21 protein-coding genes are annotated in these 14960 nt (G+C 67.0%); all 21 read left to right on the top strand.

Annotated features, from left to right (window positions below; translation table 11 throughout):
- The first annotated feature begins 70 nt into the window (after positions 1–70).
- The 21 genes from IPG97_16920 to IPG97_16820 all read left to right on the top strand — a co-directional run bounded on the left by IPG97_16920 (position 71) and on the right by IPG97_16820 (position 14310).
- Positions 71–337, top strand: coding sequence for a hypothetical protein (locus tag IPG97_16920; protein MBK6858182.1), 267 nt, complete (start codon positions 71–73; stop codon positions 335–337).
- 16 nt (positions 338–353) lie between these two features.
- A complete protein-coding gene (locus IPG97_16915) occupies positions 354–1778 on the top strand; it encodes a terminase (GenBank protein MBK6858181.1) in 1425 nt (474 codons plus the stop codon).
- Between the two features lie 11 nt (positions 1779–1789).
- Positions 1790–1927, top strand: a complete 138-nt coding sequence (locus IPG97_16910) for a hypothetical protein (protein ID MBK6858180.1) — start codon at positions 1790–1792, stop codon at positions 1925–1927.
- A complete protein-coding gene (locus IPG97_16905) occupies positions 1927–3243 on the top strand; it encodes a phage portal protein (protein MBK6858179.1) in 1317 nt (438 codons plus the stop codon). Before IPG97_16910 ends, IPG97_16905 begins: the two co-directional genes overlap by 1 nt.
- Positions 3244–3276: 33 nt before the next feature.
- Positions 3277–3999: an HK97 family phage prohead protease gene (locus IPG97_16900; protein MBK6858178.1), complete on the top strand. Its 723-nt coding sequence runs from the start codon at positions 3277–3279 to the stop codon at positions 3997–3999.
- On the top strand, positions 3996–5429 hold the full coding sequence (locus tag IPG97_16895) for a phage major capsid protein (GenBank protein MBK6858177.1): 1434 nt from the start codon (positions 3996–3998) through the stop codon (positions 5427–5429). Before IPG97_16900 ends, IPG97_16895 begins: the two co-directional genes overlap by 4 nt.
- Before the next feature lie 90 nt (positions 5430–5519).
- Positions 5520–5732 (top strand): hypothetical protein, encoded by a 213-nt coding sequence (locus IPG97_16890; protein MBK6858176.1) that lies wholly within the window; start codon positions 5520–5522, stop codon positions 5730–5732.
- The gene (locus IPG97_16885; GenBank protein MBK6858175.1) at positions 5725–6282 is read left to right on the top strand and encodes a hypothetical protein; all 558 of its coding nucleotides are present in this window, start codon (positions 5725–5727) and stop codon (positions 6280–6282) included. The genes IPG97_16890 and IPG97_16885 overlap by 8 nt, the downstream gene beginning before the upstream one ends.
- On the top strand, positions 6275–6727 hold the full coding sequence (locus tag IPG97_16880) for a hypothetical protein (GenBank protein MBK6858174.1): 453 nt from the start codon (positions 6275–6277) through the stop codon (positions 6725–6727). The genes IPG97_16885 and IPG97_16880 overlap by 8 nt, the downstream gene beginning before the upstream one ends.
- Before the next feature lie 22 nt (positions 6728–6749).
- Entirely contained in the window at positions 6750–7064 is a 315-nt protein-coding gene (locus IPG97_16875) for a hypothetical protein (protein MBK6858173.1), read from the top strand.
- A 1-nt stretch (position 7065) separates the two neighbouring features.
- Positions 7066–8043, top strand: a complete 978-nt coding sequence (locus IPG97_16870; protein ID MBK6858172.1) for a hypothetical protein — start codon at positions 7066–7068, stop codon at positions 8041–8043.
- Positions 8043–8528: a hypothetical protein gene (locus IPG97_16865; GenBank protein MBK6858171.1), complete on the top strand. Its 486-nt coding sequence runs from the start codon at positions 8043–8045 to the stop codon at positions 8526–8528. Before IPG97_16870 ends, IPG97_16865 begins: the two co-directional genes overlap by 1 nt.
- Positions 8525–8806 carry a hypothetical protein gene (locus IPG97_16860; protein MBK6858170.1) on the top strand — a complete coding sequence of 94 codons (282 nt, stop codon included), beginning with the start codon at positions 8525–8527 and terminating at the stop codon, positions 8804–8806. The genes IPG97_16865 and IPG97_16860 overlap by 4 nt, the downstream gene beginning before the upstream one ends.
- A 4-nt stretch (positions 8807–8810) precedes the next feature.
- Positions 8811–10706 carry a hypothetical protein gene (locus tag IPG97_16855; protein MBK6858169.1) on the top strand — a complete coding sequence of 632 codons (1896 nt, stop codon included), beginning with the start codon at positions 8811–8813 and terminating at the stop codon, positions 10704–10706.
- A complete protein-coding gene (locus IPG97_16850; GenBank protein ID MBK6858168.1) occupies positions 10690–11355 on the top strand; it encodes a hypothetical protein in 666 nt (221 codons plus the stop codon). Before IPG97_16855 ends, IPG97_16850 begins: the two co-directional genes overlap by 17 nt.
- The gene (locus tag IPG97_16845; protein ID MBK6858167.1) at positions 11340–11912 is read left to right on the top strand and encodes a hypothetical protein; all 573 of its coding nucleotides are present in this window, start codon (positions 11340–11342) and stop codon (positions 11910–11912) included. The genes IPG97_16850 and IPG97_16845 overlap by 16 nt, the downstream gene beginning before the upstream one ends.
- Positions 11912–12361, top strand: a complete 450-nt coding sequence (locus IPG97_16840; protein ID MBK6858166.1) for a hypothetical protein — start codon at positions 11912–11914, stop codon at positions 12359–12361. The genes IPG97_16845 and IPG97_16840 overlap by 1 nt, the downstream gene beginning before the upstream one ends.
- Positions 12361–12789 (top strand): hypothetical protein, encoded by a 429-nt coding sequence (locus IPG97_16835; GenBank protein ID MBK6858165.1) that lies wholly within the window; start codon positions 12361–12363, stop codon positions 12787–12789. Before IPG97_16840 ends, IPG97_16835 begins: the two co-directional genes overlap by 1 nt.
- Positions 12786–13370 (top strand): hypothetical protein, encoded by a 585-nt coding sequence (locus IPG97_16830; GenBank protein ID MBK6858164.1) that lies wholly within the window; start codon positions 12786–12788, stop codon positions 13368–13370. The genes IPG97_16835 and IPG97_16830 overlap by 4 nt, the downstream gene beginning before the upstream one ends.
- 60 nt (positions 13371–13430) lie before the next feature.
- Entirely contained in the window at positions 13431–14075 is a 645-nt protein-coding gene (locus IPG97_16825) for a hypothetical protein (GenBank protein MBK6858163.1), read from the top strand.
- The gene (locus IPG97_16820) at positions 14014–14310 is read left to right on the top strand and encodes a hypothetical protein (GenBank protein ID MBK6858162.1); all 297 of its coding nucleotides are present in this window, start codon (positions 14014–14016) and stop codon (positions 14308–14310) included. The genes IPG97_16825 and IPG97_16820 overlap by 62 nt, the downstream gene beginning before the upstream one ends.
- Positions 14311–14960: the final 650 nt, after the last annotated feature.

Genomic DNA, 14960 nt, shown 5'->3' with positions numbered 1-14960 from the left:
GCGGATCTCTCCCCGTGGTTTCCCAACCCCCTGGAGGTGTGTTGTGGCTGTTGCCAAGGAACTCCGGTCGGTGAAGCCTGGCGAGAAGGCGGCGCCGAAGAAGCTCAACGTTGCGGAGGCTGCGGCGTCTGGCGACCAGTTGGCGACGTTGATCGCGACCCGGGATCGGGTGGCTGTGGCTGTCACGGATCCGGCGTGTTCGCCGCGTGACCTGGCTGCGTTGACGAAGCGGCTCGACGACATCATCGAGAAGATCAAGACGCTGTCGGCTCAGGTTGACGGGCACGGCGAGGAGGCCGACGACGTTGGCGACTCGTTCGACGCTTCGGCTATCTGAGGCTGCCCGGCATCTGGTGATCCCTGATGGGATCAAGACGTCGGTGTGGCCGAGGGTGGAGCGCCTGCTCACTTCGGTGGGTGTGGAGTTCGATCTGTGGCAGCAGGGCTTCTCATCTGCGGCGCTCGGGTGCCGTGCGGACGGGAAGTACGCGGCGACGATCGGCGGGGTGGTGGCGTCCATCCCCCGGCAGGTCGGTAAGACGTTCACGGTTGGGAACCTGCTGATCGGTTTGGCTGCGGAGTTCCCTGGGTTGCGGGTGATCTGGACGTCACATCACGCCCGCACGACGACGAACACCTTTCGGGCGATGCAGGCGATGGTGTCCCGGTCGAAGATGGCGGGGCTGCTGGCTCCGAATGGGATCCGCACCGCGAACGGCGAGCAGGAGATCCGGTTTCGTAACGGGTCGATCATCATGTTCGGGGCCCGTGAGCACGGGTTCGGTCGTGGCATGGATGCCATCGACATCGAGGTGTTCGACGAGGCGCAGATCCTGAGTCTCAAGGCGCTTGAGGACATGGTGCCGGCGACGAACCAGGCCAGGCACCCGCACGGTGCGCTGGTGTTCTTCATTGGGACGCCACCTCGTCCGAACGATGATGGCGAGGCGTTCACGGCGAAGCGTGCGGCTGCGTTGGCCGGCAAGACGAAGGACCAGCTCTACGTCGAGATAGGCGCCGATCCCGACGCCGATCCCGACGATCAGTCGCAGTGGCCGATCATGAACCCGTCGTTCCCGCTTCGTACCCCGCCTGAGTCGATGATGCGGATGCGTGAGAACATCCCTGACGTTGACTCGTGGCGGCGGGAAGCGATGGGGGTCTGGCCGGAGCCTGACGCCGAACCGGTGCCTGAGTGGCTGGTCATCGCTGAGGATGTGTGGCGTCGTTGCCGCACGGGTGAGCCTGAGGCCGCATCTGTGAAGCCGGGCTGGCTGGTCGGGGACGTGACGCTCGCGGTTGAGGTGCGCCCTGATCGTTCGGCTGCTGCGATCGTCGCCGCCGGTGAGTGCCGCGAGGGCGGCGTGGGTGTCGAGGTGGTGGCGCATGGCGCCGGTGTCGGCTGGGTCGTCGCTGAGGCCGCCGAGCTCGTGGGTCGTGGCGGTGTTGTGGCGGTGATCGTCGACGAGGGTGGGCCTGCTGGTCCGCTGATCGATGCGCTCGAGGCTGCTGGGGTTGATGTTGAGCGGGTGGCGTTCGCTGATGTGAAGCGTGCGACGGCCGAGTTCTTCGATGCTGTGGCCGAGGCCGAGGTTGTGCACCGTGACCGGGCCGAGCTGAACAGCGCGGTCGGGTGGGCGAAGAAGCGCCCCGCTGGTGATACTTGGCTGATCGACCGCAAGGGTGATCACGACATGTGCCCCCTGGTGGGTGCGGTACTGGCCCGGCATGGGCATCTGTCCAGTGACCAGGGCTACGCCCTGGCTGTCTACGCCTGAGGAGGTGCCCGGTGAAGCTGCTTGATCTGCTGTTGCTTGCCGCTGTGGCGCTCTTGACGGCCGCTGGATGGCTGGTGGTACCGTCGCTTGGCTTGGCCGCGGCTGGTGCTGGTTGCGGGGCTGCGTGGTTCCTGTTGGGCGAGGGCTGATGCGCCGTATCGACCGTCTGCGTGGTGGCCGCACCGAGGAGCGGGCCCTGGTGGACCTGGCTTCGTGGGTGCCGTTCGCTGGCTTGGACCCCATGAGTATGAACCCGGTCCATACGACGTGGGGCAAGCAGTCGGTCGAGCCGATCCCCAACAACTTCGAGGGCTACGTCCGCGGCATCTACAAGCGTGATGGGGTGGTGTTCGGGCTGATCGCTGCCCGAGTCGCCCTGTTTAAGCAGGCCCGGTTCCAGTGGCAGCGCCTGGACAACGGCACCCCCGGCGAGATGTTCGGCACCGCTGATCTTGACCTGTTGGAACGGCCGTGGCTGAACGGGACGACTTCGGATCTGCTGGCCCGCATGGAACAGGATGCGTCGTTGGCCGGCCAGTTCTACGGGGTGCGCCGTGACACCCCCTCAGGTCCCCGGATTCGACGCCTGCGGCCCACGCTGGTGTCGATCGTCACTGGGTCCCCGTCGAACCTTCCAGACGATCCTGACGCCGAACCGGTCGCTTACCTATTTTGGCGTTCCGGCTGCGTCGGCCAAGGTGAGCCGCAGATCTTCTGGCCTGATGAGATCATCCACTACGCGCCGACCCCTGATCCTGATGCGAACTGGCGGGGCATGTCGTGGATCACTCCGGTGATCCGTGAGGTCGAAGCGGACATGGGGGCCACGGAGCACAAGGCCAAGTTCTTCGAGAACGCGGCGACCCCGAACCTCGCCGTCAGTCTGGACAAGGCGCTCACCAAGAAGGACGCACTCGACTTCATCGAGGCGATGCGAGACAACGAAGGGGCCCGGAACGCCTACCGGACGCTGTGGCTGGCTGGCGGCGCAGACGTGAAAGTGGTGGGCGCCGACCTCAAGCAGCTCGACTTCAAGGCGACGCAGGGCGCGGGGGAGACACGCCTTGCGTCTGCTGCGCAGGTGCCGCCGATCATCGCCGGCCTGTCCGAAGGGCTCGGGGCGGCGACGTACAGCAACTACGGCCAGGCCCGACGTCACTTCGCTGACATCTTCGCTCGACCGGCGTGGGGCGACGCTGCCGCGGCCCTGGAGTCCGTGATATCGCCCCGCTCCGGGGCCCGGCTCTGGTACGACGACCAGCACATCTCGTTCTTGCAAGAGGACCAGCGGGACGAGGCCGAGATCTTCGCGGCGGATGCGACCACGATTCGCACCCTCACCGACGGCGGGTTCGACCCTGAGTCGGTGAAGCAGGCGGTCAAGTCCCGCAACTTCTCGCTGCTCAAGCACACCGGCCTGTTGTCGGTGCAGATGCAGTCGCCCGGCACCACTGCTGGCGTCTAACCCCCCACCTCACATGAGAGGAAGTGACCCCCTATGGATGAGGTGTTCCTCAACCGCGCCCACCAGGCAGATCTGGAGATCCGTGGCGACGGTCGAACCGTCGTGGGGATCGCTGTCCCGTTCGACGCGCCGACGCCGATCCGTGACGCCTCCGGTTCCTACACCGAGGTGTTCCGTCGTGGCGCGTTCGCCAAGACGATCCGGGAGCGTGGCGACCGGGTGAAGTTCCTCGCCCAACACGACCGCCGTTCGATGCCGCTCGGCCGGGCGGCGCTGCTCCGTGAGGACGGCGCCGGCCTGTACGCAGAGTTCCATGTCTCGGCCACCCAGGCAGGGGACGAGGCGCTCGAGCTCATCAGGGACGGGGCCCTCGACGCGCTGTCGATCGGGTTCCGTCCGGTCCGTGACCGTTGGAACCAGGACCGTTCGATGGTCGAACGCTTGGAGGCCCGTCTTGATGAGGTGTCGGCCGTGTCGTTCCCGGCCTACGACGGCGCCCTGATCGCTGGCGTCCGCACCGGTGATACCGACATCACTGACCTGATCGCCGCACTGACAGTCGATCCCGAGGCGCTGGCCGCGCTGGCCCGCGCCCTCCCTGTTCTTGGCAGTCCCGCCCCCGACGCCGCCGTTCTCGGCACCTCGGAGGAGGCACCCGCCGGCCCCGACCTGGAGCCGCTGACGCACTCCGGTCTTTCCACCGACGCCCGGTCCCGGGCGCTCGCACTTCTGATCCCTGGAGGGACCAACCCATGACCACCACCGAACTCCGTGAGGCCCTGGCCTATCTGGCTGCCTGCCTCCGTGACATCCACGAGGGGGCCGTCACCCGTGGCGCCACCCTCACCGACGCCTCCGAGCGCAGCGCCGCCGAGGCCCTGACCGCCGACGAGCAGGCCCGCTGGGATGCTGGCACCGCCGAGATCACCCGCCTGGAGGGGCTGCTGGCCCGGGCCGAGCAGGTCGAACGGCTCGCCTCGCACACCACCAACGTGACCCCCGGCTTCTCGGGCGCCCCGGAGATGATCGCCAAGCGCGACGCCTTCGACCTGTCCGACCTCCGCTTCGACGCCACCCCGCAGGAGATCCGTTCCCGTGGCCTGCGTGCCATCGAGCAGGTCGAAGGCCTGGGTGACGCTCACCGCGAGCAGGCCGAGCGCCTGGTCCGCACCCTCGACCCGACGGTGGCGATCCGTATCGCCGCCACCGGTTCGGACACCTACCGTGACGCCTTCTCGAAGTACGCGGCCGGTCAGCGTGACGCCTTCACCCCCGACGAGGCCGCCGCCTGGTCCCGTGCCGCGTCGCTCACCGACAACGCCGGTGGCTACGCCGTGCCGTTCACTCTCGACCCCACGGTGATCCTCACCAGCGACGGGTCGACCAACCCGTTCCGGCAGATCTCCCGGGTCGTCCCGGTCACCACCGACACCTGGAACGGTGTCAGCTCGGCCGGGGTCACCGCTGCGTTCGCCGCTGAGGCCGCCGCCGTGTCCGACGGTGCCCCCACCCTCGCCCAGCCGTCCGTGACCGTCCACAAGGCCCACGCCTCCGTCGACTACTCGATCGAGATCGGCCAGGACTGGGCCCAGTTCGGTTCCGAGATGCTGCGGCTCTTCGCCGACGCGAAGGACAACCTGGAGGCGACCAAGTTCGCCGTCGGCGCCGGCAACGGCTCGAACGAGCCCTACGGCATCGTGACCGCCCTCGCTGGCACCTCCTCGGAGATCAACGTCTCCACCTCGGAGGCCCTGGTGGTCGCGGACATCTACGCCGTTGAGAACGCCCTCGGCGACCGGTACCGGCAGAACGCCAAGTGGGTCGCCAACAAGGCGATCTACAACCTGATCCGCCAGTTCGACACCGCCGGTGGCGCTTCCCTGTGGGAGCGGCTGGGTGCCGGCCTCCCACCCGAGCTCATCGGCTACCCGGTGTACGAGTCGTCCGCGATGGACGGTGCGTACAGCGCCGCCGCCACGGCCAACAACTACATCATGGTGCTCGGCGACTTCCAGAACTACCTGATCGCTGATCGGGTGGGCCTGTCGGTGGAGTACGTGCCGCACCGTGTGAACGGTGACGGCGCCCTGACCGGCCAGCGCGGCTTGTACGCCTTCTGGCGTGTGGGTGCGGACTCGATCAACGATTCCGCGTTCACGCTGCTGGACCTGCCGACCACGGCCTGATCCAGCCCGGCTAGTCCCCTGGCCCGCCCTGCCCCTCAACAGGGCGGGCCAGGACCCCTCACCCCTCACATTGACCCCTGGAGGTTCGTTGTGGCTGATCTTCTTCGCGCCAAGGTGCCGTTCGCTGTCGGTCGCCGGGTGTACCCGTCGGGTGCGATCTTCACGACCACCGACCCGATCGTGGCCGGCCGTTCCGAACTGTTCGAGCCGGTCCAGCCCACGTACCCCACCGCGGTTCCGGCTGAACCGGTGAAGCGCCCCACCCGTAAGCCCAAGACCACGACGGTGGAAGAAGATGGCTGAGGTTCCGTACCTCACGGCGGCGCAGGTTCGCGTCCGGCAACCGCGCATCACTGACGTCTCAGACGACGAGATCGAACGTCTCGTCGCCGAGTTCGAGGCGCTGGCTGAACGGTACCGGGGTGTCGGGTTCACGACCCGCGAGGCCACCCACGTCGGCCGCCCACGCCGGGGCGTCCTCGAGTTGCCTCACGTGCAGATCCTGTCGATCGTGTCCGTCGAGGACTCGGACTCGAACGCCATCTCGTTCGACACCGACGACCTGGACGCTGCCCGCGGGTGCATGTTCGTCGACCGCAACGGGTGGGTGACGGTCGAATACACCCACGGCATGGCGACAACCCCCGAGGGGATCCTGGCCGCGTGTGCCGCGTACGTGATGCGCCGTGTCGTCAACTCACAGTCCGGCACCAGCCGTGACGTCCTGTCACAGAACTTCGACGGTGGCACCACCCGCTACTCCACCCCCGACTGGGCCGCTGGCCGGCCGACCGGGTACTTGGACATCGATGCTGCGCTGAACGCCGAACGGGACTTCCGGTACGGTGGCTGAGCCGACCACAACCGTCTGGTGGTTGTGCGCCCAGCACATCGTCGACCTGCTCCGTGATCACAACACCCTGCGCGGCAAGGTGGCGGTCGAGCCCGGGTGGCCTGGTGACCTGAACCGCAAAGCGGAGATGGTGTTCATCGACGAACTGTCCTCCACGGAGGACCGGCCCGTCATGACGCAGGGACGCCAGAAGCGTGACGAGGAGTTCACGCTGCCGTTGCTGGTCATCGTGACCGAGCAACGCGACCTGGACGCCACCATGTCCCGCCTGTCGGAGATCGTGGCAGCGATCCAAGACACGTTGGCTGAGGCGCCGACGCTCACCGATTTGGACGGGGTCCTCATGTCGTGGGTTGCGTCGAAGTCGATGTCGTGCGGCCAGACCCCCGAGGGCCCGATCGGTACCGCTCGCGTGACGGTCGAAGTGACCGCCCGCCTGTCCTGACCTTCACCAAGGAGACCACGCTATGCGTGTCCGCTACACCGGCCCTGCCGGGTACATCTTCAGCCCGAACGGGGCGGATCCGTTCGTGCCCGTCCCGGGCCAGGTGCTCGACCTCGACGACGCACTGGTGGCGACGCTGGGCGCCGACTTCGTGCCGGCCGACGGCGAGCAGCCGTTCGACCCGGCGACGGCCAAGAAGTCCGACCTCATCGAGTTCGCCGAGTCCAACGGGCTCGACGTGGACGCGTCTGCTCCGGTGGCTGACGTCCGGGCGGCCGTGACCGCCTTCACCGCCGCGCCCGCGGACGGTGCCACCCCGACCGGCCTGGAGGGCTGATATGGGCATCCAAGACAACTTCTGGACGATCGGCGAGGAGACCGTGGAGTGGGGGACCAAGGCCACCACTTTGACCCGCGGCATCGAAAACCAGACCGATGACGCCACCCCGAATGTGGAGTACCTCCAGAGCCGTGGGATGCGCCCAGCGACGGTGGCCACCCCGACGGGGCGGTCTGTAGCTGTGCCTCGTGGTGGTCAGCATGTGCTGACCCTGGACCTGATGGCCAAGTCTCTCGGCCTGGTGCTGGCGTCGGTGGCGTCGACTGTGGCGACCACCACGCCGGGTGGCGCGACTCTGACCAGGCTCCACACGTTCACCCCGACCACGACCGGCCCCACCAAGTCGTTCACGGTCCATGCTGGCCGCGCTGATGTGGGCGGCACGGTGAACCATCACGACTACCTCGGGTGCATGGCCGAGAGCCTCAATCTGGCGCTGGCTCCCAAGGGCCTGCCGGTCCTCAAGTCGACGTTCGCCTACAAGACGCTCGACACTGCGGCCGCGTCGGTCACCCCGTCCTACCCCACTTCGTCGCATGTCTACCGTGACATCGACTGTGTGGTGTCGATCGACGGCAACTCTGAGTGCCTGCGGTCTGCTGACTTCACGATCCCGACCGGGCTCGACATGGAGCGGTGGCGGATCTGTGCGGGTGGCCGTGAGAAGCCGGTGCTGAATACCCGTGTGGAGCCGACTGGCACTCTGTCGCTGGATTACGACTCCGATTCGTGGCAGGACGCTTGGCTTGCTGGCACCGAGCTGGAGGATCTGATCATCACCTTCACCGGTCCCGAGATCGAGACTGGGTTCGACTTCCTGTTTCGGGCGACGTTCCCGCTGATCCAGCTCACCGGGTCTAGCCCGAAGGTCGGTCTGGACACCACACCCGAACAGCCTCTGCCGTTCCGGGTGCTGGACAACGGCACTGATCCGGCGTGGACGTTGGAGTACCAGACCACCGACACGGCGTACTGATGGCGCTGGTCTCTGCCGAGGTCGATGGCCTCGATGAGTTGATCGCTGGCCTCAAGGCGTCGTCTCAGGGGCTGGCCCGCGAGCAGCGCAAGGCGAACAAGAAGGTTGCTGAGCAGGCGTCGGAGTGGGCTCGTTCTGGTGCCCGCTCTGGCACCCGTCAGCAGGTCCTGGCTGCGGGTGCGATCAAGGCCCGTGGCACTCAGTCGACGGCCCGTCTGGCGATCTCTGGTGGCCCTGGTTATGCCAAGGCTGCGTTCTGGGGCATGTCTCGCCGGACCGGTTGGTATGCGGCTGAGCGGTACCGCGATTCACAGGCAAGGCAGGCCCCGCCCTGGGTGGGGAACTCGTGGACGGCTGGCGTGGCCGGTCAGGGGCCGCATGCGATCAACGATGCGATCGCTGCCCATGTCGATGAGGTCGAGGCCCTGTATGCGGCCGGTTACGAGTCCGCTCTGAAGGCGGCTTTCCCTGGGGGGTTCGAGTGAGTCAGATCACGGTTACGGTCGACGGGTCCGAGCAGGTCGTGGACCTGGCGAAGGTCACGGGGCTGGATGCGATGCAGTTCCGCATGGAGACGGGGCAGGACCTCGATCTTGCGGTGTTGGGGATCTTGGAGCGGGGCGAGGCGGTGCTACTCGCTGATCTGGCGGTGGTCCATTGGTTGTGGGTCCGTCGGTCGGTGGATGCGTTGGCGTCGTTCGCTTTGGTGGCGTCGTCGCTGACGCTGTTCCCTGCCGTGCAGCCTGAGGCCGTGGAGGTCTGAGGGGGTGGCGGGGCGCGCTCTCACGATCGACATTACGACGAGGGACCAGCAGACGCTGGCCGCTCTCAAGCGCGTCCAGAAGGAGTTGTCGGCTGTCGACAAGGCGGTGGACAAGACCGCCAAGGAGAGCGACAAGCTCGGTAAGTCGGCCGATGATTACGCGGCGAAACTGAGTAACGCCCGTGAGGTCGCGGGCGGGATCGTGTTGGGCGGCACGGTGGCGGTGTTGGGTGCGTCGACCAAAGCCGCTGGCGAGCTGGCGGAGGCGCAAGCCAAAACGAACGCCGTATTCGGGGAGTCGGTGGGGATCATCAATCAGTTTGCTGAGGGCGCGACCGAGGCGCTCGCCCTGTCGAAGCGTGAGGCGCTGGAGTCCGCATCCACCTTCGGGAACCTGTTTACCCAGATGGGCGTCGGGGCCGCCAAGTCGGCGCAGATGTCTAAGTCGATGATCACCCTTGCTGGTGACTTCGCGGCCTTCCACAACGCGAATCCGGTGGACGTGATCGAGGCGCAGACGGCTGCGTTCGGGGGCGAGTACGACGCCTTGCAGAAGTTTGTTCCGACGATCAACGCGGCGGCAGTGGAGCAGCAGGCGTTGGCCGAGACGGGCAAGTCGTCGGCCCGTGAGCTGACCGCCCAGGAGAAGGCGCTGGCGACCTATTCGCTGATGCTGGCCGGCGCGGGTAAGGCGTCGGGGGCGGCGGCTCGGGAGGCTGACGGGTTGGCGATGTCGTCCAAGCGGGCGAAGGCCGAGCTAGAGAACAGTGCGGCTTCCATTGGCACGTCGCTGGTGCCTGCTGCCGCTACGGCCGCTAAGGGGATAGCGGGTCTGGCGAGTGCGTTTGGTGCGCTGCCTGCTCCGATGCAGACCGGGGTGGTCGGCATAGGGGGGCTGGTGGTGGGTCTCGGGTTGTTGGGGCCGAAGGTCGCTGAGGGTGTCGGCCTGTTGCGGTCTGGTGTTGGTGCTGTCCGTGCGTACGGGTCGGAGACGGCGACGACGGCGCAGAAGATGACGGGCGCTGGTGTCGCCGCTGGTGCGCTGGCTGGTGCGCTGGTGGCTGGTGCTGCTGCGTGGAATCAGTGGGGTGCTGCTGGCCGCGGTGCGGCGAATCAGTGGGCTGACCAGTTCGATCAGGCGAACGGTCGCACGGTTGCGGGCCTGCGCCAGACGGCCGCTGAGACCAGGGCGTGGGGTGATGCGATCAAGGAGGCTGGGGGGTCGTTCGCTGGCCTGCCTGACCCTGGCGACCTGTTCGACATCGACGCTGACCGCGAGACGGCCGAGGCGAAGAAGGCGGCTAAGGGTCGGGCCAAGGCGTACGAGGATGCCGCCGATCGGATAGAGGAGGCCGCTAAGCGGTCTGGTATGTCGGTGGCGGACGCTGAGAAGGCGCTGGCGGCGACTGGTGTCGACCCGACGATCATGTCGGTGGACAAGCTGACGGCCGCACTGGATGGCTACCAGTCCTCGGGAGCGGGGGCCGCTGAGGCTTCGGCTGCGTTGGCCCGTGACTTGGCGGCAGAGGAGGCAGCGGCTGACGCTGCACGGTCCGCCGTCGATGGTCTGCGGTCCGCTGAGGAGGGCGTGGAGTCTGCTCGGGCTGGGGTGGCTGACGCTCAGGATCGGGTGGCTGACGCTGAGCGTGGCGTGTCCGAGGCCCGTAAGGGCGTGGCTGACGCTGCCCGTGGTGTCGCTGACGCCGAGAAAGGTCTGGCTGACGCCAGGCAGGGGGCGGTAGAGGCCGCTGAGGACCTAGCGGACGCACAGCGTGATCTTCAGTTTGGGACCAAGGAGCTGGGGGCCGCCCACAAGGGAGTCGTTGACGCTGAGAAGGATCTGGCGTCGGCGCAGCGCGACAGCAAGGCCGCTCAGGAGGGATTTGACCGAGGCGCGTGAGCGTGCCGCTGAGGTCCTGGAGGATCTGGCGGTCTCGGCTAAGGGTGCGGTCCTCGATGAGCGCGAGGCGATCCTCGACCTCAAGGACGCCCGTGAGGCTCTGGCCGCGGGTCCTGACATTGACGAGGCAAAGCCTGGTGAGTCCGCCGATGCTGTGGCCGAGCGGGAGCGGCGCAACGCTGAGGCCCGCAAGGAATGGGCTGAGGATCGCGAGCGTCTCCAGATCCGGGTGGAGCGGGCTGAGATGCGCTGGCCGAGGCCCAGGAGCGCAACGGTGAGGCGGCCGACGAGCTGGCTGGAGGCTCAGGCCCGCGGGATTGAGCAGTCCGAGGAGGTCACCGCGGCGAAGGATGCGATCGCCGCGGCTGCTGATGCTGAGCGCACGGCAGAGGAGGCGCTAGCGGAGGCGAAGGCCCGTGTGGTCGAGGTCCAGGAGGCCCTAGCCCAGCGGGTCGTGGATGCTCAGGCCCGTGTGGTCGAGGCAAACGACCGGGTGACAGAGGCCGCTGGCCGGGTCCGTGACGCCCAAGATCAGGTGGCGGCCGCTCAGCAGCGCGTCGTGGATCAGCAGGCGGCGGTGGTCGAGTCGAGGGCGGCGGTCGAGGTGCTGAGCGCAAGGTCACCGATGCACTTGTGGCGCAGGCGATAGCGCAGGCCGAGCTGGACACTGCGCTGGCAAACTCGAAGGGCGCTCTAGATGGCCAGATCGTCAAGCTCCTGGAACTGGCGGGGCAGATGGAGCCGGGGTCGCCGGTGCGCCAGCGACTCTTGGAGATGGCCGAGCAGCTCAACTCTCTGACGGCCCGCCCGTGGACGATCGAGCTTCAGACCCGCCTCCAGGCGGTGGACGCGATCAACCGGGCGATGGAGATCGCCTTGTCTGGGACTGATGAGGCGAACCGTGGTGGTCGTGCGATCGGTGGCCGTGTCGGAGCGGGCCGGGTGTATCCGGTGGGCGAGAACGGCCCGGAGATTCTGCGGCTAGATCCTGGCGAGTCGGGTCGTGTGTTCACGCCTGAGCAGTGGGCGGTGGATCAGCGCAAGCAGGCGGCGTTCAACGAGCGTGACCGTCGCGGCCAAGCGAAGTCGGCGGCCGGTCCTCGTGTGCTGAACGTGACGGTGAACGAGGCGGCTACCCCGTGGCAGACCGTCGATCTGATCGGGTCCGAGTTTGATCGGCTGATGAAGGTGGGGGTGGTGCACTAATGCCGTCTCCGTTGTCGGGTGTGTACCAGTTCGGGGTGGGGTCGTTGGTGTGCGGGGATGGCACCGCTAACCCTGAGGTGTCGTTGGTGAAGGTCAATGGGCTTGGCCCGTCTGTGTCGTCTCAGACGGCCCAACGCTCGATGAGCGGTGGTGTGGCTGTGGGTCGTGATGTTGCGGCCCCGCTCGACATCAGCCTGGATGTCGAGATCTGGACACCTGGCGATGACGCGGCCGCTGGCGCGTGGTGGGTGGCGTTGGCTGCCCAGTTCGATGCGATGGCTACAGGCCTCGGGTCGTTGTGGTTGTGGCTGCCGGGGATTGGCCACCGCGAGATCGTGGGCCGTCCGATGGGCACGTCCGATGACGGGCTGTCGTCGTTGCCTTACGGCTACGTGGAGATGTCGCTCCGCTGGTTGGGGACGACGGGCGAGATGACGGTGGTGGTCTGATGGCGCTGGTCGTGTCGTGGTACCGGTCCGGGCTGGAGACGCTCACCCCGTCGGGGTGGGATGCCCGCGTCGATGACAAGGTGCTCGCCATCGAGCACGGGATGGGCTGGTCGTTCGACGCCACCGACACGACCTTGACCGACCTGGCCCTTGGTGGCTGCGAGCTTGTCGCCACCGGGTACAGCCGTGCGTCGCTGGTGACGGGTGCCCCGGTGTTCTCGTCGGGCCGCTGGACCCTGCCGCTGTCGGCTGTCGTGTGGGCGTCGTGTGGCACCGCCGAGCAGGTCGCGGCGTTCGTCGGGTTCGAGGCCGGTGTCGATGACGCCACGTCCGTACCGCTGTGGGTGCTGCGTGACTCTGGTGGTGCGTCGATCGTGACCTTGGACGGCACCGACCTGACCCTGTCGATGGATCTCGGTGTGACATGACGATCACTGTCACCGCCCCAGCGGGGAACATCGTCCACGGCACCCGTGGCGCGGTCTCCACCGAGATGGCATCGGCGGACCTGGAGGTGTGGATCACCTACGCGGGGTCGTCGGGTCGTGTCGCCCAGATCCCGTCGGACCAGATCGTGTCGTGCACCTGGTCGGAGAAGATGGACGCGATCGGGTCGTCATCCGCGACCGTCGTCATCGACCATCACGCCACCTACCCCGATGATTCGTTCGTCGCCGATGACCTGTTGCGGGTCGAGCGTGAGATCCAGATCTCCTACGCCGGGCGGGTGATGCATTGGGGTCCGATCGTGTCGGTGTCGCGTGCGATCGCTGGCCCGACGATCACTATCGAGGTCGCGGGTCCCGAGTACTGGCTAGACGCGCGGCTGATCGACGGCGATGAGACGGTGTGGGGTCGTGAGCAGATCCGTGGTACCCGCGAGTGGTCACCGTTCCTCGACGTGACGTCGACGGCGTTCACGGCCGGGGCCAATTCTCCTACCGGACATCCGATTGGCGGTTCACCGCCGAGGTGTGGATCAAGCCCGGTGTCCCTGACGGTGACGTGATCCTCTCGCCGCTGGCGTCCTGGCCGGTGACCCTCAACAAGGGTCGGATGGTGTTCGCCGGTGACCTGGCGTGGCCGGTGGGTGACGGCTGTGATCCACACGACGTTCACGTCCGCTCAGGGCGCGGGCGGCATCCCGCGCTCGTGGTTCATGTCTGTCGGGGGGGAGGGCGGCGCAGCCGAGGATGTGGTGGTGCGGAAGGTGTCCGCGCAGATTTCGCCCACCTCTGTTGGCATGGATGAGACCGAGACCGAGGTCGAGGAGATCCCGGTTCGTGACATGTGGATGGAGGCGTTCGCCCGTGTCTCTGACCTTGGTGTGTCGGCGTGGATCGACGGCAGCATCGACGGGGTAATGGAAGCATCGTGGCGTCGTCCCGATGTGCAGGTCATCGAGGTGGCCCGCATGGTGGTCGAGTCCGGATACGGCGAATGCGACTTCGCGCTGACCGGGGCGGTGCGGGTCGGGCGCTGCTGGGTGACCCGCGAGTTCGCCCATGACCCCGGCGGCCTGACACTCACCGCTGAGGGCACGAATCCGCCTGTGGTGCCGGGGGACATGGACCTCGGGCCTCACTCACCCGGTAACGGAGTGGGTGGTCGCCAACGACGAGGGCTTCACGGAGCCCTACCACGATGTGACGTTGTTCGGTGGGCTGGTCCTCCAGTCCTACTCCGCCGCCCCCACCGGCACGTCGGCGGATGACCTCGAGAACCGGGCGATCTACGCGGCGGCTCAGGCGTCGTCGTCGCTGTCGGAGTCGCTGTCGGCTCAGGTCCGTATGGATCTGGTGGCGACGTTGTGGGTTGGGGATCGGGTGCGGGTCGAGGTCGATGACGGCCCGTCTCAGATCGCGGCGACGTGGCGGGTCGCCGGCAAGACCGTCGATCCTGCGGCCGCGGCGTTCAGAATCGAGCTATCCCCGTGGATGGGGGCGTGATGGCCGGGTCGATCGTCTCTGAGATCGCCGAGGTGAAGCGCCGTGTCCTCACGTTGGAGCGTCGGCTGCGGGACCTGCGGCTCGTCAGCACCTGCACCAGTTGCTCGACGTGGATATCACCGCGACGGGGCCGGGGAGGTAGAGGACAACGATGTCCTCACCTATGAAGCGACCGCTAAGAGGTGGGTGGCTGCGGTTGGTGGCACGGGTGGGGGGTATTCGACGGCGTGCATCCAGGATACGTCGCCGTCCTCGGAGTAGTGGGCGTTGGCGTCGTCACCGGGGCTGCTGATGACCGACAACGGATCCGGACGGTTTGGTGGTTTCGGCTGCTGGGATCTATTCGGTGGAGGTGACCGCCGATTCGTCGACGTGTTCGATTTGCGGGTCAGTGGGCCTAACTGGCAGTGGGATGGTGAGGACCCTCCGGCGTGCCGTTATCAGTCGTCGTGGATCTATGAGCAGTCCGCCGACGGGGCGAGTAGGCGTGGTGGGTCCGGTGCGATCCAGATGGCGCTCCAGCGGGAAGCGCAGGGATCACGGTGCAGATCGTCGACGCTGCCGACACCGTCTACTGGTCGTTGTCGGCGCACCTGGTCTGTGCTCAGCTGGCGTGGTGCCCGGTGACTGCGATGTCTGACCGTGCATCC

It is taken from the genome of Microthrixaceae bacterium (assembly GCA_016702505.1).
In the GTDB taxonomy this organism is placed as follows: domain Bacteria; phylum Actinomycetota; class Acidimicrobiia; order Acidimicrobiales; family Iamiaceae; genus Aquihabitans.
This window is presented reverse-complemented; position numbering and strand designations above follow the sequence as displayed.

Excerpts from the sequence above, each read along its gene's own strand:
- IPG97_16885 (MBK6858175.1), top strand. The coding sequence starts at position 5,725 with ATGGCTGAGGTTCCGTACCTCACGGCGGCGCAGGTTCGCGTCCGGCAA.
- IPG97_16900 (MBK6858178.1), top strand. The coding sequence starts at position 3,277 with ATGGATGAGGTGTTCCTCAACCGCGCCCACCAGGCAGATCTGGAGATC.
- IPG97_16830 (MBK6858164.1), top strand. The coding sequence starts at position 12,786 with ATGACGATCACTGTCACCGCCCCAGCGGGGAACATCGTCCACGGCACC.
- IPG97_16835 (MBK6858165.1), top strand. The coding sequence starts at position 12,361 with ATGGCGCTGGTCGTGTCGTGGTACCGGTCCGGGCTGGAGACGCTCACC.
- IPG97_16840 (MBK6858166.1), top strand. The coding sequence starts at position 11,912 with ATGCCGTCTCCGTTGTCGGGTGTGTACCAGTTCGGGGTGGGGTCGTTG.
- IPG97_16865 (MBK6858171.1), top strand. The coding sequence starts at position 8,043 with ATGGCGCTGGTCTCTGCCGAGGTCGATGGCCTCGATGAGTTGATCGCT.
- IPG97_16870 (MBK6858172.1), top strand. The coding sequence starts at position 7,066 with ATGGGCATCCAAGACAACTTCTGGACGATCGGCGAGGAGACCGTGGAG.
- IPG97_16905 (MBK6858179.1), top strand. The coding sequence starts at position 1,927 with ATGCGCCGTATCGACCGTCTGCGTGGTGGCCGCACCGAGGAGCGGGCC.
- IPG97_16875 (MBK6858173.1), top strand. The coding sequence starts at position 6,750 with ATGCGTGTCCGCTACACCGGCCCTGCCGGGTACATCTTCAGCCCGAAC.
- IPG97_16895 (MBK6858177.1), top strand. The coding sequence starts at position 3,996 with ATGACCACCACCGAACTCCGTGAGGCCCTGGCCTATCTGGCTGCCTGC.